This is a genomic window from Aureibacter tunicatorum, assembly GCF_036492635.1.
Lineage (GTDB): Bacteria > Bacteroidota > Bacteroidia > Cytophagales > Cyclobacteriaceae > Aureibacter > Aureibacter tunicatorum.
On sequence record NZ_AP025305.1, the window covers coordinates 3150688 to 3173596 of the forward strand.

The 22909-nt window shown below is 40.1% G+C and carries 19 protein-coding genes; 15 read left to right on the forward strand and 4 right to left on the reverse strand.

The features are described from left to right. Positions 1–128: 128 nt before the first annotated feature. From AABK36_RS13295 to scpA, 7 genes are all read left to right on the forward strand, one after another. Positions 129–1691, forward strand: coding sequence for an acyl-CoA carboxylase subunit beta (locus AABK36_RS13295; protein WP_309938429.1), 1563 nt, complete (start codon positions 129–131; stop codon positions 1689–1691). Between the two features lie 9 nt (positions 1692–1700). Beyond that, entirely contained in the window at positions 1701–2054 is a 354-nt protein-coding gene (locus tag AABK36_RS13300) for an OadG family protein (protein WP_309938428.1), read from the forward strand. A gap of 11 nt (positions 2055–2065) precedes the next feature. After that, positions 2066–2482, forward strand: a complete 417-nt coding sequence (locus AABK36_RS13305; RefSeq protein WP_309938427.1) for a biotin/lipoyl-containing protein — start codon at positions 2066–2068, stop codon at positions 2480–2482. Positions 2483–2488: 6 nt separating this feature from the next. Further along, positions 2489–3802: a sodium ion-translocating decarboxylase subunit beta gene (locus tag AABK36_RS13310; protein ID WP_309938426.1), complete on the forward strand. Its 1314-nt coding sequence runs from the start codon at positions 2489–2491 to the stop codon at positions 3800–3802. Positions 3803–3899: 97 nt separating this feature from the next. Then, positions 3900–5216: an acetyl-CoA hydrolase/transferase family protein gene (locus AABK36_RS13315; protein ID WP_309938424.1), complete on the forward strand. Its 1317-nt coding sequence runs from the start codon at positions 3900–3902 to the stop codon at positions 5214–5216. A gap of 104 nt (positions 5217–5320) precedes the next feature. Next, positions 5321–7150, forward strand: coding sequence for a methylmalonyl-CoA mutase family protein (locus AABK36_RS13320; protein WP_309938423.1), 1830 nt, complete (start codon positions 5321–5323; stop codon positions 7148–7150). Between the two features lie 12 nt (positions 7151–7162). Next, positions 7163–9337, forward strand: a complete 2175-nt coding sequence (gene scpA, locus AABK36_RS13325; RefSeq protein WP_309938422.1) for a methylmalonyl-CoA mutase — start codon at positions 7163–7165, stop codon at positions 9335–9337. Positions 9338–9742: 405 nt separating this feature from the next. Here scpA and AABK36_RS13330 read toward each other — a convergent pair whose 3' ends face one another. The 4 genes from AABK36_RS13330 to AABK36_RS13345 all read right to left on the reverse strand — a co-directional run bounded on the left by AABK36_RS13330 (position 9743) and on the right by AABK36_RS13345 (position 13208). Continuing rightward, positions 9743–10591 (reverse strand): hypothetical protein, encoded by an 849-nt coding sequence (locus tag AABK36_RS13330; RefSeq protein WP_309938421.1) that lies wholly within the window; start codon positions 10589–10591, stop codon positions 9743–9745. Between the two features lie 352 nt (positions 10592–10943). Continuing rightward, positions 10944–11687, reverse strand: coding sequence for an isochorismatase family protein (locus AABK36_RS13335; protein WP_309938419.1), 744 nt, complete (start codon positions 11685–11687; stop codon positions 10944–10946). A 105-nt stretch (positions 11688–11792) separates the two neighbouring features. Further along, positions 11793–12635, reverse strand: a complete 843-nt coding sequence (locus AABK36_RS13340; protein ID WP_309938418.1) for a pirin family protein — start codon at positions 12633–12635, stop codon at positions 11793–11795. Positions 12636–12785: 150 nt separating this feature from the next. Beyond that, positions 12786–13208, reverse strand: coding sequence for a MarR family winged helix-turn-helix transcriptional regulator (locus tag AABK36_RS13345; RefSeq protein ID WP_309938417.1), 423 nt, complete (start codon positions 13206–13208; stop codon positions 12786–12788). Between the two features lie 240 nt (positions 13209–13448). Here AABK36_RS13345 and AABK36_RS13350 point away from each other — a divergent pair, with 240 nt between their 5' ends. The 8 genes from AABK36_RS13350 to AABK36_RS13380 all read left to right on the forward strand — a co-directional run bounded on the left by AABK36_RS13350 (position 13449) and on the right by AABK36_RS13380 (position 22791). Further along, the gene (locus AABK36_RS13350; RefSeq protein ID WP_309938416.1) at positions 13449–14375 is read left to right on the forward strand and encodes a metal ABC transporter solute-binding protein, Zn/Mn family; all 927 of its coding nucleotides are present in this window, start codon (positions 13449–13451) and stop codon (positions 14373–14375) included. Continuing rightward, positions 14372–15112: a metal ABC transporter ATP-binding protein gene (locus AABK36_RS13355; protein WP_374709120.1), complete on the forward strand. Its 741-nt coding sequence runs from the start codon at positions 14372–14374 to the stop codon at positions 15110–15112. The genes AABK36_RS13350 and AABK36_RS13355 overlap by 4 nt, the downstream gene beginning before the upstream one ends. Further along, on the forward strand, positions 15109–16233 hold the full coding sequence (locus AABK36_RS13360) for a metal ABC transporter permease (RefSeq protein ID WP_309938414.1): 1125 nt from the start codon (positions 15109–15111) through the stop codon (positions 16231–16233). The genes AABK36_RS13355 and AABK36_RS13360 overlap by 4 nt, the downstream gene beginning before the upstream one ends. Further along, on the forward strand, positions 16230–17390 hold the full coding sequence (locus tag AABK36_RS13365) for a metal ABC transporter permease (RefSeq protein ID WP_309938412.1): 1161 nt from the start codon (positions 16230–16232) through the stop codon (positions 17388–17390). Before AABK36_RS13360 ends, AABK36_RS13365 begins: the two co-directional genes overlap by 4 nt. A 100-nt stretch (positions 17391–17490) precedes the next feature. Continuing rightward, positions 17491–18018, forward strand: coding sequence for a hypothetical protein (locus tag AABK36_RS13370; RefSeq protein WP_309938411.1), 528 nt, complete (start codon positions 17491–17493; stop codon positions 18016–18018). Between the two features lie 350 nt (positions 18019–18368). Continuing rightward, complete coding sequence (gene xrtK, locus AABK36_RS25430) at positions 18369–18902, forward strand: exosortase K (protein WP_374709119.1); 534 nt, start codon at positions 18369–18371, stop codon at positions 18900–18902. After that, positions 18886–21708 carry an MSEP-CTERM sorting domain-containing protein gene (locus AABK36_RS13375; RefSeq protein ID WP_309938410.1) on the forward strand — a complete coding sequence of 941 codons (2823 nt, stop codon included), beginning with the start codon at positions 18886–18888 and terminating at the stop codon, positions 21706–21708. The genes xrtK and AABK36_RS13375 overlap by 17 nt, the downstream gene beginning before the upstream one ends. A 93-nt stretch (positions 21709–21801) precedes the next feature. Continuing rightward, the gene (locus AABK36_RS13380; protein ID WP_309938409.1) at positions 21802–22791 is read left to right on the forward strand and encodes a site-2 protease family protein; all 990 of its coding nucleotides are present in this window, start codon (positions 21802–21804) and stop codon (positions 22789–22791) included. Positions 22792–22909 lie beyond the last annotated feature (118 nt).

Below are 22909 nucleotides of genomic sequence, written 5' to 3' on the forward strand. Positions count from 1 at the left end.
GAAATAATTTCAAGAAAAAGCAGAGAACTTGACCAATGCAAAATTCAAGCATAACGTCAAATATTATTAATCTTTTAATCCGTTGATATCGTTTTCACAACGAAGCTATCAACGCGACTATTATCGCAATGGAAAAAAACCAAGCTAAAATAAAAGAGCTTATCGACAAAAGAGCCGAAGCTCGATTGGGAGGTGGTGAAAAACGCATCAATGCCCAGCACAACAAAGGCAAGATGACAGCCCGCGAAAGAATTGAGTTGCTTATGGATGAAGGCAGCTTCGAAGAGTTCGACATGTTCGTAACTCACAGAACAAAATCTTTCGGGCTTGACAAGCAAAAGTATCTTTCCGATGGTGTTGTAACTGGACGAGGAACTGTGGATGGAAGAATTGTTTTTGTCTTTGCCCAGGACTTCACTGTTTTTGGTGGTTCGCTTTCAGAAACTTACGCTCAGAAAATATGCAAGGTCATGGATCAAGCCATGAAAGTCGGAGCTCCTGTCATCGGATTAAATGATTCTGGAGGCGCTCGTATTCAAGAAGGCGTTCGAAGCTTGGCTGGATATGCGGAAATCTTCCAAAGAAACATCATGGCCTCGGGCGTTATTCCTCAAATCTCTGGAATATTTGGGCCGTGCGCCGGCGGTGCGGTATATTCTCCAGCGCTCACAGATTTCATCATCATGAGCGAGGAAAACAGCTACATGTTCGTGACGGGACCAAAAGTAGTTCAAACCGTTACAGGTGAAGTTATATCAACCGACGATTTAGGCGGTGCCAATATGCACGCGACCAAATCCGGAGTCGCTCATTTCATGTCGCAAGACGACGAAGAAGGAATATTGTTGACCAGAAAGATTCTTAGCTATCTTCCATCCAACAATCTCGAAGATCCTCCAATATTGGAAAGCCATGATCCTATCGAAAGACTTGGAGACACGCTGAATGAGATCATCCCTGAGGATGTAAACAAGCCATACAGCATGCATGATGTCATCCACGAAGTAGTTGACAACAATGAATTTTTGGAAGTGCACCGCAACTACGCGCAAAACATCATTGTAGGATTTGCCAGATTCAATGGCCGCCCTGTAGGGATGGTAGCGAACAATCCTTCGCACCTTGCAGGTGTGTTAGACATAGAAGCGTCGAGAAAAGCCGCACGATTCGTTAGGTTCTGTGATTGCTTCAATATTCCATTGGTAACAATGGTTGATGTGCCGGGATTCCTGCCGGGCAGCAATCAAGAATATGGAGGCATCATCGTGCATGGAGCGAAATTGCTTTTTGCCTATGGAGAAGCTACCGTTCCTAAAATAACTATCACTCTAAGAAAATCTTATGGCGGAGCTCACGATGTAATGAGTTGCAAGCAACTTCGAGGCGATATCAATTACGCTTGGCCTACGGCGGAAATCGCTGTTATGGGAGCTAAGGGAGCTGTAGAGGTCCTTGAAGGAAGAAATATTTCCAAACTCGAATCGGATGAGGAGAAAGTGAAATATGTTCAAGAAAAAGAGGAAGAGTACACTAAGAAATTCGCTAATCCTTACGAAGCCGCAAAATTCGGCTATATCGATGACATCATCGAGCCAAGAAACACTAGATTCAGAGTGATCAGAGCATTGGAAGCATTAGCGAATAAAAAAGATCATAATCCTCCAAAAAAGCACAGCAACATACCATTATAAATCAATAATATGGATCAATCACTTGCAATACAAGAAGGCTTGGCCATTTCGCTTACGGGCATATTGGTGGTATTCATGGCATTAACATCTCTGGCTTTGTTTTTCCATTTTGTCATGCCTTTCATGATGACTTTGCCTGACAGACTCAAGGAAGCCAAGACTCAGAAGGAAAAGGAAACGCTAATGAAACGCATTAACACCGAACCTTTGCCTGGAGAGGAAAACGCCGCCATCGCAGCCGCAATACAGATGTATATGAATGAACTGCATGACGATGAGTCAACAACTCTAACCATCAACAAACAACCAAAAGCCTACTCCCCTTGGAGTTCTAAAATTTATTCAACGCACCAGGTTAGATAAAAAATTTCGAAATGAAACAATATAAATTCAAGATAAACGGGAATAAGTATGCTGTGGACATCCATTCCGCCGAAGGCAATATGATTGAGCTTGAGGTGAATGGCACTGCCTACACGGTAGAAATGGAAAAAGAGCTAAGCGCCTCTAAAACTCCTAAAATCGTAAGATCCCCGATCAAAAAAGCCGAAGTGCCTGCCACAGGCCCTAGCAACAAAGTCAAAAAGGTAACCGCTCCTCTGCCTGGAACTATTTTGGAAATCAAAATCAAAGAAGGAGACCAAGTAAATCGAGGCGATATCCTGTTGGTGATGGAAGCGATGAAAATGGAAAACAGCATTGGAGCTGAAAATGCAGGCGTAGTAAAGTCTATCTCTGTAAAAGCCGGTGACAATGTGTTGCAAGGAGATGTGATGGTGGAATTAGGATAGAATGATATGAAAAGGATATTAACATTGACCGGAATATTCAGCCTCATAGGAATCATATGGGCTGTTGCCGGCGAATCAACTATAGGAACTCTATCCAGCTTGAATGTATCTGCTGGTTCGAATAGCGCTTTGGGCTTGATCGTATACAAAGTTCAAAGCGGCCTGTTGGAGTTCTTTGGAAACACAGGCTTTCTTAATGCTTCCATTGGAAACATTGCGATGATCTTCATCGGCCTTATCTTCATATATTTGGCCATCAAATTTGATTATGAGCCGCTGTTGCTAATACCTATCGGCACAGGCATACTAATAGGAAACATTCCATTTGTAGCTGGAAATCAAATTGGCATTTATGAAAGCGGATCGGTATTGAACTACCTATATTTTGGAGTTGTGAAAGGTATTTACCCTCCCTTGATATTTCTGGGAATTGGCGCAATGACCGATTTTTCAACGCTTATCGCCAATCCAAAGCTCATGCTGCTGGGAGCGGCAGCTCAGATTGGGATTTTCGCGACATTCCTAGGCGCATTGTACCTTGGTTTTGCCTTGCCTGAAGCGGGAGCAATTGGCATCATCGGAGGAGCTGACGGACCAACATCGATCTTCCTTGCCTCAAAGCTTGCCAATGGCGTGAACATCTTGCCGGATGGAACTACAGTGAAAAACCTTATTGGCCCGATAGCCATAGCCGCTTACTCTTACATGGCATTGGTGCCGGTAATTCAACCTCCAATCATGAGACTTCTAATCTCCAAAAAAGATAGAAAGATCAAAATGAAACCGCCGAGAAGCGTTAGCCAAACAGAAAAAATCTTATTCCCAATTATCGGTTTGATACTTTGCGGATTGATTACGCCTAGCGCTCTGCCTTTGCTTGGCATGTTGTTCTTCGGAAACTTGCTTAAAGAGTCCACTCGCACCAACCGCCTTGCGGATACTGCCAGAAACTCAATGATCAATATTGTAACGATATTGCTTGGTGTTACTGTCGGAGCTTCGACTCAAGCTGATGTGTTTATCACTAAGGATTCTCTGTTAATCTTCGGGCTTGGAGCCTTATCTTTTTGCGTAGCCACCGCATGCGGACTTTTTGCGGCAAAGCTCATGAACGCATTCTTGAAAGGAAACAACAGAATCAATCCGCTCATCGGAGCCGCTGGTGTTTCTGCTGTGCCTGACAGCGCCAGAGTAGTGCAACATGAAGGACTTAAATCAGACCCTTCCAACCACTTGCTAATGCATGCCATGGCTCCAAATGTATCCGGAGTAATTGGATCGGCAGTAGCGGCTGGTATACTGCTCAGCTTTCTTAACTGATACGACTCAACCTAATATATTTTTTTTCAAACATGCGACATGGGCAAAAGGCCCATGTCTCTAGTGCCGACAGGCATTTTTTAACCAACAACAAATCATGAAGAATAAATTTGTTAGCGCTCAAGAAGCCACATCGCTTATACAATCCAATTCAAGAGTTATTATCCAAGGAGGAGCAGGAACTCCTATGACGCTTGCCCAAGCCATGACGGAAAGAGCTGAATATTTGGAAAATGTTGAAATCGTGCATTTGCATACGGAAGGACCTGCCAATTACGCATTGCCTGAGTATTTGAATAGTTTTCATACCAATGCCTTTTTTATCGGAGGCAATATCAGAAAATATGTGAATGAAGGCAGCGCCACTTATATACCTATATTCCTTAGCGACATTCCTAAGTTATTCAGCAGCGGCAAAATGCCGATTGATACCGCTTTGATTCATGTTTCCCCGCCTGATGAAAGAGGTTATTGCTCATTAGGCGTATCAATAGATATTATCAAGCCTGCTTTGGAAGTTACGAAAATTGTCATTGCTCAGGTGAATCCAAACATGCCTAGAACATATGGAGACGCTATCATTCATGAAAGCATGATTGACGCTATGGTCAATGTGGAAGACCCTGTTTATGAAATGAAAATCAATCCTCCCACAGAACAAGAAGCTCAAATCGGAAAGAATGTCGCAAGCTTGATCCCTGACGGCGCGACTTTGCAAATGGGGATCGGAGGTATTCCAAATGCTGTGCTAGGCTACATGAATAATCATAAAGACCTCGGCATACATACGGAGATGTTCTCCGATGGAATTATTGAACTTGTGGAAAAAGGCATTATCAATGGCGAGAAGAAAAATATCAACCGAGGAAAAATCACCTCAGGTTTCGCCATGGGAACGCGCAAGCTCTATGACTTCATGGACAACAACCCAATGGTGGAAATGATGAATATCGGCTATGTAAACGATACAGCCAATATCAGAAAAAACGACAATGTAATGGCCATCAATTCAGCCATAGAAGTTGACATCACTGGACAAATTTGCGCCGACTCAATCGGCACACGCATGTATTCGGGAGTTGGAGGCCAAATGGACTTCATGAGAGGAGCGGCATTGTCCAATGGCGGAAAAGCAATCACAGCACTGCCTGCGAACACCAATAAAGGCATTAGCAAGATTGTCCCTACGCTAAAAGAAGGCGCAGGCGTCGTAACGACAAGAGCTCATGCGCAATATGTCATCACTGAATTCGGCATAGCGGAATTACATGGAAAAAGCTTGGTTCAAAGAGCTCATGCACTTATCAACGTCGCTCATCCTGAACACAGAGAAAGCTTGGAAAGAGCTGCAAGAGAAAGATTTGGAAGAATATTCGGTGTATATGCTTCCGCATCCAATACCGAACTAGTATAAAATATTCACCATCCGAGCCTAACAAATCACTCTTTTCAGGCTCGGATATCATTTGCCTGCTGATGCATGGCAACAAATTTTTTAAAGCGAAATAGAGATCAAATATGGAAAACTCGCCCCTTACTTTTTCAGAATTCAGCCCAACAGGAAAAGACGCATGGGTTGAAAAAGTGATAGCTGACTTGAAAGGAGCCGACTTCAATAAAAAGCTTGTTTGGAAAACTGAAAATGGACAGCAAATTCAACCATTTTACACCAAAGAAGACTTGCCTGAGGAAGACTACACTTCTATCATTCAAAATAGTCTGAAAACAGACTTTGCATCAGACCCCTCGCCTCGACAGTGGACGAACTTCATGAAAATCAATGTCGAGAGCAATGAACAAGCGCATGCGGAAGTCCACGAAGGACTGCAAAACTCCGTTGAAGCATTTGTTTTCGACATGAAAAATGTCATCAGCCTGGATTTCAAAACGGTTTTCAAAGGCGTAGAGATCGATTGCATCTCCATAGCTTTCACAAATGTTAAGAATCCAGCCAGAATAGCTTTCGAGCTTTTGGAGTATGCTGACAAAAATGGTTTTGACTTGAATAAGCTCAATGGATTCATTGAGGCAGATGTTCTTAAAAAGATGACTTCAGGCGCGAAGGTGAGCGAAGAAAATATTCAAAGACTCGCCCAAGCCATCGAAATGGTCTCCAAATGCCCGAATTTGTCATGCTTTGTGATTTCAGGCCAAGAATTTGGCGACGCCGGAGCCAATCATGTGCAGCAAATTGCTTTCACACTCAACAAAATCGTTGAAACCATTGACCTGCTTGAAAGCCAAGAAATCTCCGTTGAGGATATTATCGACAAAGTACAGTTGATCACACCTGTCGGAGTTGACTATTTCCATGAAATTGCCAAGTTCAGAGCTTTAAGAATTGCGGTCATCGACATGTTATCCGTATATTCTACAGATATCAATGGCCAAAATATAAAGATCACGGCTACTTCGTCCTTTTGGTCAAAATCCATCTACGATCCTCATGTGAACATGCTTCGCAATACAACCGAAGCCATGAGTTCCGTGCTTGGCGGCGCGAACAATTTGATCATTGACGCCTACGACGACACATTCGCAAGATCCGATAAATTCAGCAAGAGAATTTCTTACAATATTTCAAGACTGCTCAAAGAGGAATCATATTTTGACAAAGTCGCTGATCCTTCAGGAGGCTCGTATTACATCGAAAACCTGACGAAGAATATCATCGAAAGCTCATTGGACTTATTCAAAACCATTGAAAAGCATAATGGCTTCACCAGTGCTTACGAGAAAGGAATCATCTCCGAGCTTATCTCGCATGTAAGAGAAGACAAATACGCCAAGTATTCTTCAAGAAGAACAACAATCGTTGGCACCAACAGATATCCAAACAACAACGAATCTGTGCAGCCTACCGATCCAAAAGAAAACCTTGGCCTTGGTAAGCATCGAGCGTCTGCGGTTTTTGATAAATTAAGACAAAATACCGAAAGGTATGTGCTCAATGGCAACAAAAGACCCAAAGTGCTTCTATCGCTTTACGGACACCCTGCCATGAGAAAAGCAAGATCAACATTCTCAGGCGATTTCTTCGGCACGGCAGGATTTGAGATTGAAGAAAAATATTTCAACTCGGCTCTAGAGGCAGCTACAGCTTCGGCAAATTCAGATGCAAGCATTGTAGTCATCTGCGGATCTGATCAAGATTACGCTAACGAAGGTGTGAACTATTTGGAAACCTTTAAAGCCATAAACAACAACAAATTGCTCGTGCTGGCCGGAAATCCTGTTGATATTTTAGATACGCTAAAATCAGCGGGACTTGATGGAAATATCCATGTGAAAACCAATGCGATCAATGAGTTGACAGAAATTCAACGCAAACTTGGTGTCATCCAATAAACCTATTATCTTATGAGACCAGACTTTTCTAACTTAGAAACATCTTATTCGCCTAACTCGAATCAAAAAGACGCGAATAATAACGATACAGCAAATTCATGGAATACTGCTGAGGACATTCCTGTAAAATCCTTTTTCTCAAAAAAGGATATTGAGAATATGAAACACCTTGACTATGGCGCGGGGCTGCCTCCTTTCTTGCGAGGACCTTATTCGACCATGTATGTCATGAGACCTTGGACGATCCGACAGTACGCGGGGTTTTCCACTGCTGAAGAATCCAACGCATTCTACCGAAGAAACCTTGCCGCCGGGCAAAAAGGCTTATCGGTAGCCTTTGACTTAGCGACTCACAGAGGTTATGATTCAGACCATCCAAGGGTGGAAGGCGATGTCGGCAAGGCTGGAGTTGCCATCGACTCTGTGGAAGACATGAAAGTGCTATTCGACCAGATTCCATTGGACAAAATGTCCGTATCCATGACAATGAATGGAGCCGTAATTCCAGTGATGGCCTTTTATATCGTAGCCGCTGAAGAACAAGGAGTAGGCAAAGAACTATTGAGCGGAACGATTCAAAACGACATTTTGAAGGAATTCATGGTGAGAAATACGTATATATATCCACCAAAGCCTTCCATGAAAATCATTGGCGATATCTTTGAGTACACCGCCAACAAGATGCCTAAATTCAACTCGATATCCATCTCCGGATATCATATGCAGGAAGCGGGAGCCACCGCTGATATCGAGCTTGCTTATACCTTGGCGGATGGCTTGGAATATATCCGAACAGGTCTTGCTTCGGGATTGACAATAGATCAATTCGCTCCCCGGCTTTCATTTTTCTGGGCTGTGGGCATGAACCATTTTATGGAAATTGCAAAAATGAGAGCGGCTAGAATGCTCTGGGCTAAAATTGTCAAACAATTCGATCCCAAAAATCCTAAGTCCATGGCGCTGAGAACTCATAGCCAAACATCCGGATGGAGTCTGAGCGAACAAGACCCTTTCAACAATGTATCCCGCACATGCATCGAAGCTATGGGCGCTGTACTTGGACATACGCAATCTTTGCACACCAATGCGCTGGATGAAGCGATAGCCTTGCCTACGGATTTCTCGGCTAGAATAGCTCGTAACACCCAGCTTTACATACAAGAAGAAACCAATGTTTGCAAAGTAGTAGATCCTTGGGCCGGCTCTTATTATGTCGAATACCTTACCGAGCAAATCGCTGAAAAAGCTTGGAAATTAATCCAAGAAATCGAAGAACTTGGCGGCATGGCCAAAGCCATCGAAACAGGCTTGCCAAAAATGAAAATCGAGGAAGCGGCAGCTAGAAAACAAGCCCGAATTGATTCGATGAAAGACACGATTGTCGGTGTCAACAAATATCAAACCGGCGAAGAGCTTGACTTGGAGCTGCTTGAAGTAGATAATACCATCGTAAGAGAGCAACAAGTCAACAGACTCAAAGAGCTTAAAGCCAACAGAAACAACAATGCTGTTGAACAGGCATTGCAGAATTTGACAAATGCTGCAGAAACAGGGCAAGGCAACCTTATGGAACTAGCTGTGGAAGCTGCAAGGCACAGAGCTACATTGGGTGAAATTTCCGACGCCCTTGAGAAAAAATTCAACCGTCACAAGGCAGTGATTCGTTCAGTATCGGGCGTTTACAGCAAAGAAGCGGCTCAAGACAAGCATTTCACTGAAGCTAAGAATTTATCCGATTCATTCGCCGAAAGAGAAGGACGAAGACCTCGTGTGATGATCGCCAAAATGGGACAAGATGGCCATGACAGAGGAGCGAAAGTCGTAGCTACGACCTTGGCGGACTTGGGATTTGACGTGGATGTCGGTGCTTTATTCCTTACTCCTGAGGAAGTTGCGCGTCAAGCCGCGGAAAATGATGTGCATGCTGTTGGCGCGTCAAGTTTGGCAGCTGGACATAAAACGCTCATTCCGCAACTAATCAGTGAATTGAAAAAACTAGGCAGAGAAGATATCATGGTCTTTGCGGGCGGTGTTATTCCTCCAAACGATTATGACTATCTATACGAATCAGGAGTTCATGCAGTATTTGGTCCAGGATCCAACATACCGCTTTGCGCTAAAACGATCTTGAATCATTTAGAACAAATTCATTTCCAAGATGAAGATGAACTTGAAAGCTTAAACTAAATCCATAAATTCCATAGACTATTGTAATGAAGCGCACGCAATCTTTGCGAGCGTCTTCATTACTCTCACTAATACTTTCCAGCAAAGGGATAAAAATGCTCTACCATGATTCCCGCAAATCCCCCTTCAATCTAATCATCTTGCATGACTTTTCGCTGATTCCGTCTCTCCGATACTAACCAAAATTCTTCGCTTGTTCATTTCTCTGATGTGAGCTATTATTTAAACGGCATCTCTGATCCGAGTTTAAAATATGCATCGGAGATGCCAAATAAGAGTAGGTTCGCATCAGAGATGACGAACCAGCATTTAAAATCTTCCGCACTTTCAATTCCTAACTTTCTAAACTAGTCTCGTATGGAGCATAACTCTATTATGAATCAGCTTAAAGTTAAAATTCTCGACTTAAGTACTTTGGATCTCCAGCTCGAAGCCTTCGTTTAGGTCATAGATTCTGCAATTATGCTTTCGATTTTCGTCTTCGGGAAGAGCCTCGATGGCATTTTTTAGCTTCTCGCTGATGCAAAGACCATTAAACTCAACCTCACATATGTCAAATTGGAAATCAGCTGTCAAGGACATTCTGCCATAGCCAACATAGTCCGCTCTTTCTCCTGTGCCGGGAATAATACGTTCACCTTTTTCATCCCTTTCCATTTGTCTTCGGAGAAAACCAATCTTTTTATAATCGTTTCTACCTTCAATGAATTGCACCAATTTAGCTGGAAATTCTTGCCTGCCTTCATAATGTGAATCTCTCCAATAGGCTAGCTGGCATCTTTCCATATCAAGATATTGCAAAAACAACTCTTCGTCATACTTCAAATGATAATAAGTGAAATACTTATTAGAATCACTCTCAAACTGTACTTTTACTTTGTAAAATTGATAAGATTCTTCAGGTCCTAAATTATATACAGGACTGCCATTTTCTGTTCTGGTGATCTCGTTATAAAGGCGTTCTGATATCAAAATGCCACTCGGCCCTCTATGGTCATAGGCAATAAAGTCATCATTACGCTCTGGATGTGTCTGCTCTTGTGTAAAAAACTGCATAGTCCATTCTTTGGCAAAGCTTTTGGCATCATCGCTATAGATGAAGCTTACTATATCAGATGCAACTTCCAATTTTACATCTTCATCTAAAAACAAAGCCATAGCTGCACTATCTGTCACACCGACAGAAGCTATTCTTTCAAGTGTATCCAAATTTGATCCTCTGCCAGGTATCAAACGATAATATTTATTATTCATATCCCTATATTTATATTACTTTAAGTAAATTAATACTTTTTAATTTAAATATACTTGGTTAAACAATCGATTTTAACATTATCCACCCCGAGTTTTAATCTCATGCATCTAATGACACACTCTCGCTGGGTACGACTCTCCGATGCTAACCTCAAGCTCTTGGCAGCTCTGATCCTCTTAAATGCTGAGTTATTAAATTCCAATTTCAAAAAATGAATACTAAGCAAAACGATAATCCATTAAAGACCAACAGGTTCACAACTGAGTCGTGAACCTGCATTATCCAGCATAAATTCAAAAAGCTATAGTAATGAAGCGCCCGCAATCTTTGCAAGCGTCTTCATTACTCTCACTAATACTTTCCAGCAAAAGGATAAAAATGCTCCACCATGATTCCCACAAATCCTCCTTCGACCTCGTCATCTTGCATAGCTTTAGGGTGCGTATATGCTCTCAGGATTTCAGCTCCTGCTCCTTCCCAAGTAAATGGAATAGCTCCCGCCTGCACTAATCGATCGATAGCTCTATTATGCGCGTCAACAGTCGCGTCTCCCATCAAGTCCGTTAGCACATACACTTCGTAACCATCCTCCAAAGCATCAAGCGTAGTATAAGTCGGACAACCGGATGTCCAAAGCCCTGTCATCAATATCTTCTTGCGACCTGTCTTTTTCACAGCGTCGATCACGGCTTTATTTTGCCAAGCATTCAAAGAGATTCTGTCGATATTCTCAACATCATCGCTGATCTCGCCTTTGATGCTCTCTACAGTAGGCTTATTGGCACCCAACTCAACACCGATGGTAGTCTCAATTACTGGTATGTCAAACACATTTGCAGTTTTCACCATCGCCTGTATGTTATTAGTCAAGACCTCTCTGTCAATGTTTTTAACCATCCCCAACATCTCCTCTTGCCAGTCGATTACCAGCAAAACTGTATTTTCCGAGGTCAGCAAATTGTCAGTCTTAGGATTCTTCGGAATATAATTCCTGCCCGGGTTGCTCTCATCTTTTGAGTCATTTGCAAAGTTGAAAGCCATAGTTACAGCCGCTAATGCAATCGCAGCCATTGCGAATAAAGTGAACTTTTTCATAGTTTTTGTTTTGAAATGAGGCCTCGCCTCGTCGTTTTTAATTTATTGTTTTGATAGAATTCTTCTGTCTTTTTAAATCATGGAATGTATTTCCTGACTTTCATATCAGTTTATCCAGCCAAAATGTCCTTTTCTGAAATCTTCATAGGCTTGATTGATTTCTTCCTGAGTATTCATCACAAATGGACCGCCCAATACTATAGGCTCCCCAATAGGTTTTCCTGTCAGCAACAAGGCAATGCTTTTCTCATTGAATTTCAAACGCAATGCGCTCTTAACCTTATCCAGTTCAGCCAAATGCTTGGCCTTAACGCTCTTCCCATTAATCTCAATTTCTCCTTCAAGCACATAGACCAGTGATGTATTTTGAGAATCGATGCTTGACAATTCCATTTCACAAAGCTGATCACCATGCAACATTCCAATGCTTGCCTCTGAGACTAAATTCAAAGCTCCTTTTCTGCCTTCCAATTCTCCTGCAATTACTTTCATTTCGCCTCCTTCAAATTCAATAGCTGGTATTTGGCTTTTCACCGCCACTTCTATTCTTGGTTCCGACATTTTTCGTTCGCTTGGCACATTCACCCATAGCTGCATCTCATGAAATTTTCCTGAATCTTCATCCGAAGCCATTCCCCCTCCATGCACAATTCCTTTGCCCGCATTCATACGCAAGGCGGAGCCTGATTTCATCCAAAATCTATTGCCCATGGAATCTCGATGCTCCATTTTGCCTTCCAGCAAAATCGTCACAGTTTCAAAACCTCGATGAGGATGAGCTCCATCCTTGCTATCCAAGGAAAAGTTCGGAACTTTCAAGGTTGAGCTGCCGATATGATCAAGCATTATAAATGGATCGAAATAACGCTCTTTATACTTTGGGAAAGCTCTGCTTCCCTTTACTCCCGGCAATATGCCTTCAATGTTCAATGCTTCATCTATTTTCATAATACATACAATTATTGTACATACATCATTTAATTAAAATTCATTCAACAATAAATCTCTAAAGAAATATTTTCACGCTATCAAGCGGTTAATAAAATTTATTCGTGCAATAGCCTTAGCCGCGACTAATCCTTTATGAATTTTTCGAACTCAATCCAAACCCGAATACTTGGTCAAAATCTTATCCAAAGCCCTCAATTCCTCGTCGCTAAGCTTTTGCTTCAAAGGCTTATGAAAAGCGGATACTTTTTGATCCAACAAGGCTAAAATCGAATGCCCCTCATCAGTCATGGATATGTCCATTTTACGCCTATTATGCTGGCATTCCTTTCTGCTCACATAGCCTTTGGCCAACAATTTATCTATAATACGCGACACATTGCTGCTACGCTGAACCATTCTATCTTGAATCTCCTTCACTGTCATCGCTTCATCGCCGGAAGAAGACAAAATTCTGAGCACATTGTATTGCGGCTCTGTTATGTCAAACTCTTTCAACTCAGCTCCCACGCAATCGGTAATCCAATGCCCTGTTCTAATCAACTTATGTATAGCTTTAAGATATATATTCATGTAATTACAAATGATGTACATACAATATTACGAATCATTTTTCATATAGTTTATTAATTCATGTATTTTTTTCTAAAAAAAATCATCCGTCTTTCAGAACACTTCTGAATAAGCCCATGCATTGCTAAATAAACAATTTAGATGTATCTTTGATTAAAATTTAAGCTTGTCTAAAAAAGCTGATTTATATCATAATATTCGAGCTTATTCCACTAAATAATTTTAAAACACAAACCGATAATGAGCGCTAAACTCAAAACTTCTTTTCTTCTAGTTGCCATAACTTTCATATTTTATTCTTGCGGTTCCAGCCAACAGGCCAAAAACAACAAGCTTCAAGTGGTCACAACCACAACTATGATCACTGATTTATTGCATAACATAGGAAAAGACAGCATAGAAGTGCAAGGCCTAATGGGCCCTGGAGTTGACCCTCATTTATACAAAGCCAGCGAAGGCGATGTCAACAAGCTTTTCAATGCTGACATTATTTTCTATAATGGATTGCACTTGGAAGGAAAATTAGTCGACATCTTCGAAAAAATGAGCGCGCAAAACAAAAACGCTATCGCTATCAGCGACACAATTCCCCATGCGCTGCTTATCGAATCAGGCGAGTTCGCTGACAACTATGATCCGCATATCTGGTTTGACACAAGGCTTTGGAACATGTCCGCTCTGTATGTCGCGGCTAAACTTGCCGAAGCAGACCCGAAGAACAAAGCGTATTATCTCAAAAATGCTAAAGAATATTCAAACAAAATAAAAAGTTTGCGAGCTAATCTAAATACGACTGTCCAAGAACTTCCTGTGGAAAAAAGAATATTAATAACAGCTCATGATGCTTTCAATTACTTTGGCAAAGAATTCGATTTTAATGTAATCGGACTCCAAGGGCTCTCCACAGCTACTGAAGCTGGAGTTAAGGACGTTCAAAAACTTTCCAAATTTATTATCGAGCACAAAGTGAAAGCCATCTTCATAGAATCTTCCGTTCCTCAAAGAACTATTGAAGCCCTTAAAGAATCGGTCGCTTCCAAAGGGCATGAAGTAAATATCGGCGGAACGCTTTATTCCGACGCGCTGGGAAATCCAGGAACTGAAGAAGGAACATACTTGGGCATGTACAAGTACAACACGAACACTATCGTATCTGCATTGAAATGAAAGAAAAAATAGCCATTCAAGTTGATGATCTTACTGTAGCCTACAACTACAAACCTGTGCTTTGGGACGTTGACCTGAAAATTCCTGAAGGCGTGCTGATGGCCGTAGTCGGTCCCAATGGAGCGGGAAAATCTACCTTGATCAAGTCCGTGCTCGGCATTATCAAGCCTTTGGCCGGAACTGTCAGCATTTTTGGCAAACCGTATAAAAAGCAACGTTCGAAAGTAGCTTACGTGCCTCAAAAAGGAACTGTTGACTGGGACTTTCCCACAACAGCTCTGGATGTGGTTACCATGGGAACCTACGGGCGTCTTGGATGGATCAAACGCCCGGGTCTGAAAGAAAAGAAAGAAGCTTTGGAAGCTTTGGAAAAAGTAGGCATGCTGCCCTTCAAAGACCGACAAATCTCACAACTGTCAGGCGGACAGCAACAAAGAATATTCCTCGCCAGAGCATTGGTGCAAAATTCGGAAATCTTCTTAATGGACGAGCCCTTTCAAGGTGTGGACGCGACAACTGAACGCGCGATTATCCGAATTCTTAAAGACTTGAGACAAGCAGGAAAAACAGTGGTCGTGGTTCATCATGACCTGCAGACGGTTCCCGAATACTTCGATTGGGTTACCTTCTTAAATGTGAAGAAAATAGCCACAGGCCCCGTCAAAGACATTTTCAACGACGATCACCTGACCAAGACTTACGGCATCAATTACAAAGTCAGCGCTCAACAAATATGAACATAGGAGAATATTTTTCATTGCTTGGTTCTGATTACACATTGCGTACGATTACCATCGGAACCGGACTTTTGGGAGCAATCTGCGGAATGCTCGGCAGTTTTGCGGTATTGAGAAAGCAAAGCTTGTTAGGCGACGCTATTTCGCATGCCGCATTGCCCGGCATAGCTTTGACATTCATATTATTGCAAACGAAAAATTCCATGTCGTTTCTGGTTGGCGCCTTGATCAGCGGACTTATCGGAACCTTGTGGATACGAAGCATCATCAATAATACAAGACTGAAATCCGACACGGCTCTTGGTTTGATTCTATCTCTGTTTTTTGGTTTTGGAATGTTGCTATTGACATTTATCCAAAAAATGCCCAACGCTAACCAAGCGGGTTTGGAAAAATACCTCTTCGGCCAAGCCGCTACACTTGTCGCGTCGGATGTATGGATCATGGCCGGAGTGACAGGGATTTCATTATTGATCACTTTGCTGTTTTGGAAAGAATTCAAAATCATTCTTTTCGATCCGGATTACACAATGACATTGGGCTTCAACAATAGACTTATTGATACCATGATGATGACATTCATGGTATTGGCAATAGTGCTTGGCTTGCAGACTGTAGGCGTAGTATTGATGAGCGCCATGCTGCTTGCGCCTGCCGCCGCGGCTCGACAATGGACCAACCACCTTTGGAAAATGGTGTTGCTAGCCTCTTTATTCGGAGGTTTGTCAGGCATTATCGGCACAGCGATATCCGCAAGCCATAATAATCTTTCCACCGGACCTGTGATCGTATTGGTTGCCGCAGGATTTGTATTCTTCTCTTTCATTTTCGCTCCACAAAGAGGTCTGTTGGCAAGAAAAATCAAATTCATGAAGAACAAGAATAACTTGGAACTTCACAAGACCTTGTCTTTTCTTTTTGAAATAGCCAACGAACATCAAAATTACTCGCATCCGCACTCCATAAAACTTTGCTACACCATGCACGGATTCTCGCCAAAATCATTGCAAAAAATGAGCGAAAACGGATGGATAAAACTTAGCGAAGGCATGTGGTCACTTACCGAAAAAGGATTTGACGCCGCGAACAATCTATACAACCAAAACTTGAAAGACAAATGACCATTGCTCAAATCGAGATACAACTTGTCGCCGCTATCGTGGCGGCTGCCTGCGCCATACCCGGAACTTTCCTTGTATTGCGAAAGATGGCCATGATAAGCGATGCGATCAGCCATTCCATATTGCCCGGCATAGTCATCGGTTTTTTCATCACTCATGACATCAACTCGCCATTGCTTATTTTGCTAGCGGCGATGACCGGCGTTTTGACAGTTGTGCTGGTTGAGTTCATCCAAAAAACCGGATTGGTAAAAGAAGACACTGCCATAGGCCTTGTTTTTCCGGCGCTGTTCAGCATAGGCGTATTAATGATCGCTCAAAAAGCCAACGACATACATTTGGATGTCGACGCAGTATTGGTTGGCGAGTTGGCCTTCACCCCTTTTGACAGAATGATCATCAGCGGAATGGATTTAGGCCCAAAGGCCATGTGGATTTCAGGGAGCATACTGATCTTTAGCATTATTCTGTTAAGTCTCTTTTTCAAAGAAATAAAAATCTCCACGTTCGACCCTCAGCTGGCTGCCACATTAGGGTTTTCACCGGCAATTATTCATCATGGCCTTATGGCAATGGCTTCAGTCACCACTGTCGGAGCTTTTGACGCTGTCGGAGCCATATTGGTAGTGGCATTGATGATCGCTCCCGCGGCGGCAGCATATCTGCTGACAGACGATTTGATCAAAATGCTCGTCATCGCTGTAGCCATAGGCGTATCGTCCGCCATAGCAGGATACTGGACTGCCAACCTACTCGACGCATCCATAGCTGGAGCGATTACAACAGTCTTGGGCTTGATCTTCTTCATCACTTTCCTTCTTGCGCCAAATCGTGGCTGGATATCCATATGGCAAAAAAGGCGCAAGCAAAAAGTCGAGGTTTCCATGCTAACTTTATTGCTTCACCTGAACAATCACAGTGACAAAAATGAAAGAACAGTCAATCACCTTAACGAGCATATCAATTGGCAAAAAGCACGGTCTAAAAAGGTGTTGGCCTTCGCTCAAAAAAACAATATGATAAACATCGAGGAAGGAATTGTCAACCTAACCACCAAAGGCGAGCTTTTCGCCAATGAAGCCATCAATCTTATCACAGATTCAAAAAGCACCGCGATAGAAAATATGAAAGAAGATTTCTTTTTATTTAGAGCATAAAAAAAGACCGATATCGGTCTTTTAGTTTATTTGTTTGAATTAATAATTAAGGCTATCATACTTTGTTTACTGAATATCTTAATTTCAAACTTAAATTGCTATGATCATAAAAACACTCACCTTCATCAGCTTATTGCTAATATTTAACATTAGCAATGCTCAAAATCAAAAAACTCGATTTACAATATCCGCATCTAATTTAAGCGAAGACGCAAGTCTTCTGTCATCAAATAATGATGAGGTTTTATTCCTCGTTTATAAAGATGTTGATGGTGATTTAGGCAAACCTGTAATTGTAGAATACTTTGTCTTTGACTCCTTGAATACAAAAGCAAGTTTCGATATAAACTTGGATCAAACAAGCTCCTACAAATACTTTCTTTTGGAAATGGACAGCGACAGGGATTATATTCAAATAGATCCAATATTACGTGTACACCATCAAGCAATCAAAGAGTGCCATGAAAAACATGACTATTTGGCTGTGGAAAAATACTTGAGTGATGAGGATATACTCGGATTAGGCGAATTTAAAATCCCTGATGAAATCGATATCAAAGGAATTTACAAAATAGACAAATATTCATATCAAATCAATATCGCTCTCAAAAATAAAAAATTAGATTAGCGGCTTTACTCTATTGCTTAGCAATTTAACCCTTCATTTTTCTCTAATACTACATTTAACACTTCAAGACAACCTCAAGTCTTCAAATTCCTGCCTGCTAACTTCAAGAGTCATACATACCCAATTAGTTCAATGACAAGCTCTCTTAAAATGCATCCACTTCATATATTTGCATCAAACCCACAATGTCATAAAAATCCAATAATCACAAATAATAGCATTAAAATTTAAACATAGAAACACTAAAAATATATTTTTTAAAATTTTTATAATTATATATATTTATATCAATAAAATAGTTTGACATAACTTCATAGTAAAGACCTTTATTATTCCAGAACAAATAGAGCATGGAAGTCCAAAAGAACATATTCTTTTATTTTATCATAGCCATTATTTTCATCATACTAAAGTTAGGCTATACACAAGCAAATAATGATAATCTAGTTTTTCTTCTGAAGCCTACGGATAAAATGGTTGGAATTTTATCAAGTTCTACATCAATATACCATGCTGATCAAGGGTACTATCATGAGAAATTGAATATTCTCATTGACAAATCTTGTTCTGGTTTCAATTTTTGGTTGATTTCTTTTCTTTTATTTAATTATTTGTCAGTAAAGCATTTTCGTCACGCTTTTCAAAAAGCTTTATCAATACCGCTTTCATTATTTGTCGCTTACTTGCTTACCCTGTTTGCAAACACCTCCAGAATTTATACTTCAATAATAATACATACTCAATCGGTTTCATTATTTCCTAATCATCAACAGATTATTCATGAATGCATAGGTATTATTACAAATCTCACTTTTTTGATTATAACCTATTTACTTTTAGATAAACTATTAACCTACAACCAACAAAATGCGAAATTTTCTTAACCCTAAATGGCTTTTTGTCATCAACACATTACCTATTGCCATCCTATTCTTTCTTTTCTTTGGACAATTCAACATCATCAAAACATTGCTTGATGAGAGCAACATCCATTTATGGAAAACCTTTGGTCTAGCCCTGGGAACACTAGGTGCTCTTAATATCACCTATGCAATTTACTTGACACTAAATAAAAAAAATGTTTCAATCACTTATGGAATTGCATCCTTGATTGCTTACATAAGCTTTATTTACCTGTACGGCTATCATATGAATGAAATCATTCCATTTTCAATTCCTCGATGGATGATTTCTAGCAATCTTATTTTCTATGTAGGAACATTTCTTATGCCTACGCTTGCTTATTCTCTATTTATTTTGGTTGCCCACTTTACACCAGCAGGTAAAGAATATAAGGCTTGGGTAAATTTTCTGATCGCAATTGCCACACCTATAACCTTTTACTTATTCAGTCAAATTATTCAACCATTATGGAAAATCGTTGATGAAAAATTCCTTTTACATACCATTGTTGTCTTTTTTATTACGATCACTCTTGTTTTTCTATTTTTCTTAGTTAGAGGTGTTTATGTACTGTCTACAAAAAAATCCGCTTTCTGGGAAAAAAATCAACTGGTCTGGAAAGTACCTATAGCCATCATATTGCCTCTGATTGGATTATCATTAAACAATGGTCGCCTGTTCTCTGAATTTAATCGGTATGGGTCGGGAATTTTCGGCGACTTCAATAACGACTGGTTTTATATACTAGCCTTAGTCAACGGAATTTTAATTTGCTTGCCAAAAACTCAAAATCAAAAATATCGTTTGGCATTGTTTACGGGCAAATGCATCACATTATCTTATTCATTTTATTTCTTTTTAGTATTCTTGCCTTTTCTTCCTTTCTCGGTAATTGCCGTTATCGCAGTTGGCATGGGCTTTCTAATGCTTAGTCCCTTGTTGCTTTTTGTGACTCATGTCAATGAACTTTCAAAAGAATTCGCATACCTCAAGAAATCTTATGCTAAAAACCTTCTAACAAGTATTTTAATCTCCGGATTTTTGACAATTCCTATAATTATAACAACCTCGTACCTTGTAGACCGAAGCGTATTGAATGAAACGTTATCATACTTGTACAGCCCTGACTATTCATCTAAATATGACATAAACAAAAAATCCCTACAAAAAACACTCACTCTGATCAAAGCCAATAAAAACAGACGAAGCGAAACTTTCAGCAGTGGAACGCCTTATTTGTCATCTTATTTTAATTGGTTGGTATTGGATAACCTTACTTTGTCCGATTCAAAAATCAATACTATTGAGAAAGTATTTTTTGGACATCCAAATATTACGTTTCGATCAGAAAATATTCAAAATAAAGATGTGCAGATAAGCAATATTTCTACCAATAGCACTTTTGACACCACTCAAAATGTGTGGAAAAGTTGGGTTGATCTGGAAATTACAAATAACACAAATAGCTCTTGGCTTAAAGAATACGCGACAACATTTAAATTGCCTGAAGGGTGCTGGGTCAGCGACTATTACTTGTATGTGGGAGATAAAAAAGAATCAGGTATCCTCGCCGAAAAGAAATCAGCTATGTGGATATTTTCTCAAATCAGAAATGAAAATCGCGACCCGGGATTATTGCACTACATGACGGGGAACAAGATTGCCTTCAGAGTATTTCCTTTTGCAAAAAACGAAATAAGAAAAACAGGCATAGAGTTTCTGCATAAAGAGCCTATCACTCTTAATATCGACAATCATTCTATCAGCTTAGGCAATCATACGGAAAATGTTGATAAAGAAATAGAAACAAAAAACGTCATATATGTCTCAAAACAGCAAAAAAAATCCTTAAAACCTATCAAACGCAAGCCCTATTTTCATTTTCTGGTTGACGCCTCTCAAAACCAAAAAGACAATATCAAAGACTTCACTCATCGAATTGAGAAAGCTTTGAAAGCCAATAAACCTTTAGCTGAAAATGCTAAGATTAGCTTTGTCAATAGTTATATAAACAAAACTTCTATCAATGAGAATTGGAAGGAAGCGTATAATATGCATAATTTCGAAGGCGGATTCTACCTAGACAGAGCAATAAAAACTACCCTATTCGACACTTATCAAAACAAGTCGAAAACCTATCCTGTCATGGTTGTTGTTACAGACAGCATTCAAAATGCAATTTTAAAAGATGATTTTTCCGACTTTAAATTCGCGTTTCCTGACAACAACTTATTTTTCAACCTAAATGATAATGGCGTATTAATAAGACATTCCTTGATCGAATCTCCTTTAGAGGCATTGGCTAATTCACAATCTGAACACGAGCTAACCCATTCAGTATTGGAATACACTTTACCAGACAATTCAGTTGAATACTTGATCAAAAATGATGAACCCAGCATTATATTAAAAAAGAACAATTTTGATATTTCTGAATCTGATATCAAAGAAAAAAACTGGCTTTCAGCTCTTACTATGCAGGGACAGTGGATTGCCCAAACCTTAGAACCAAAAAAATCGGAAAATGATTGGGTGAATATGGTTAAACACAGCTTTATGTCAAAAGTCATGACGCCTTTAACATCCTATATTGTTGTCGAAAATGAAGCGCAAAAAGCGATGCTAAAAAAGAAACAAAATCAAGTACTTAACGCCAATAAGTCATTAGATTTAGGCGAAGATGTTCAAAATATGAACGAGCCAAGCCTCTTGATTTTAATCACACTTCTTGCCCTTGTTATTTGGCAAAGAGAAAAAATACGCAAACGAAGAATACATGAATTGTAAAAAACTATAGTTTATGACGATTTTAAATTAGAAAATAAGCGATCAAGGTACTCTTAAATAGATAAAAACATATTCCCCATCAAACAATAAAACATGAACGACAACGAACTCACTACTAATACCAATGAACATACCGTCGAAATAAATGGTTCTGAGGCCATAGATCAAACTTACCCTTCAAAACCAAAAGTATCATCCGGAAAAAATCAGTTTTCGACCTCAATCATAAGCGCAGTGATTTATTTGGCTTCCGCTCACTTTATTTTGAATTGGGATCTAGGCTTCATTCTTAAAGTAACAGGAGTCTTAGTTCTCCATGAATTAGGTCACTTCATGACCATGAAATTATACAAATACAAAAACCTTAAGATGTTATTCCTTCCAATGCTTGGAGCTGCGGTAATTGGCGACAAAGATAAAATCACACAAAAAGAAAATGCCATTGTAGCCTTAGCTGGTCCTTTGCCCGGAATAATCTTAGGAGTGTTTCTATACGCTTTTGGATTAATTAACAACAATAAAGAATTCATAAGCCTAGCCAATATAGCCATTATCATCAATGCCTTTAACTTGCTCCCTTTTATGCCGCTTGACGGAGGCCGTATTTTCAATTCTCTATTTTTCAATAAAAGCAAAATGCTCGAAGCAGTTTTCATAATAATTTCTATCTTATGCTTGACGAGCGTCGCTGTTTATATAGAAAACTACATACTTTTAATTATACCTCTTTTCTTGGTACTAAGACTTGTAAACTCTTATAAGTTGAAAAAAGTGCACTCTAAACTTGATCAAGATAGAGTATCTTATAACAAATCATTTGATGAACTAAATGATGAAGAGTATTGGAAAATCAGAAAGGAACTAGCTGCGCATTTTCCAAATATTGCCAAATTAGTAGGAGATAATAAACTGGCTGAGGCTAAACAAGAAGAAAAAATTATAATGCATGTGAAAAATGCGCTGGAAAGAAAATATGTTAAGGATCTAAACCTGCTTGGCAAAATCGGATTTGTCGTACTATGGCTAACTGCATTCGCTCTTCCACTGCTTGGCATTGGACTAGCGCATTTGTATTTGAATTAATGAAAAATATTTAGCGACTGAAAGGCTGTTTCTTTTATAATGAAACAGCCAAACTTGATCTATAATACCATATATTATTAAGCTAAAAGAAATAATCTAATCTTCTTATAAATTCACA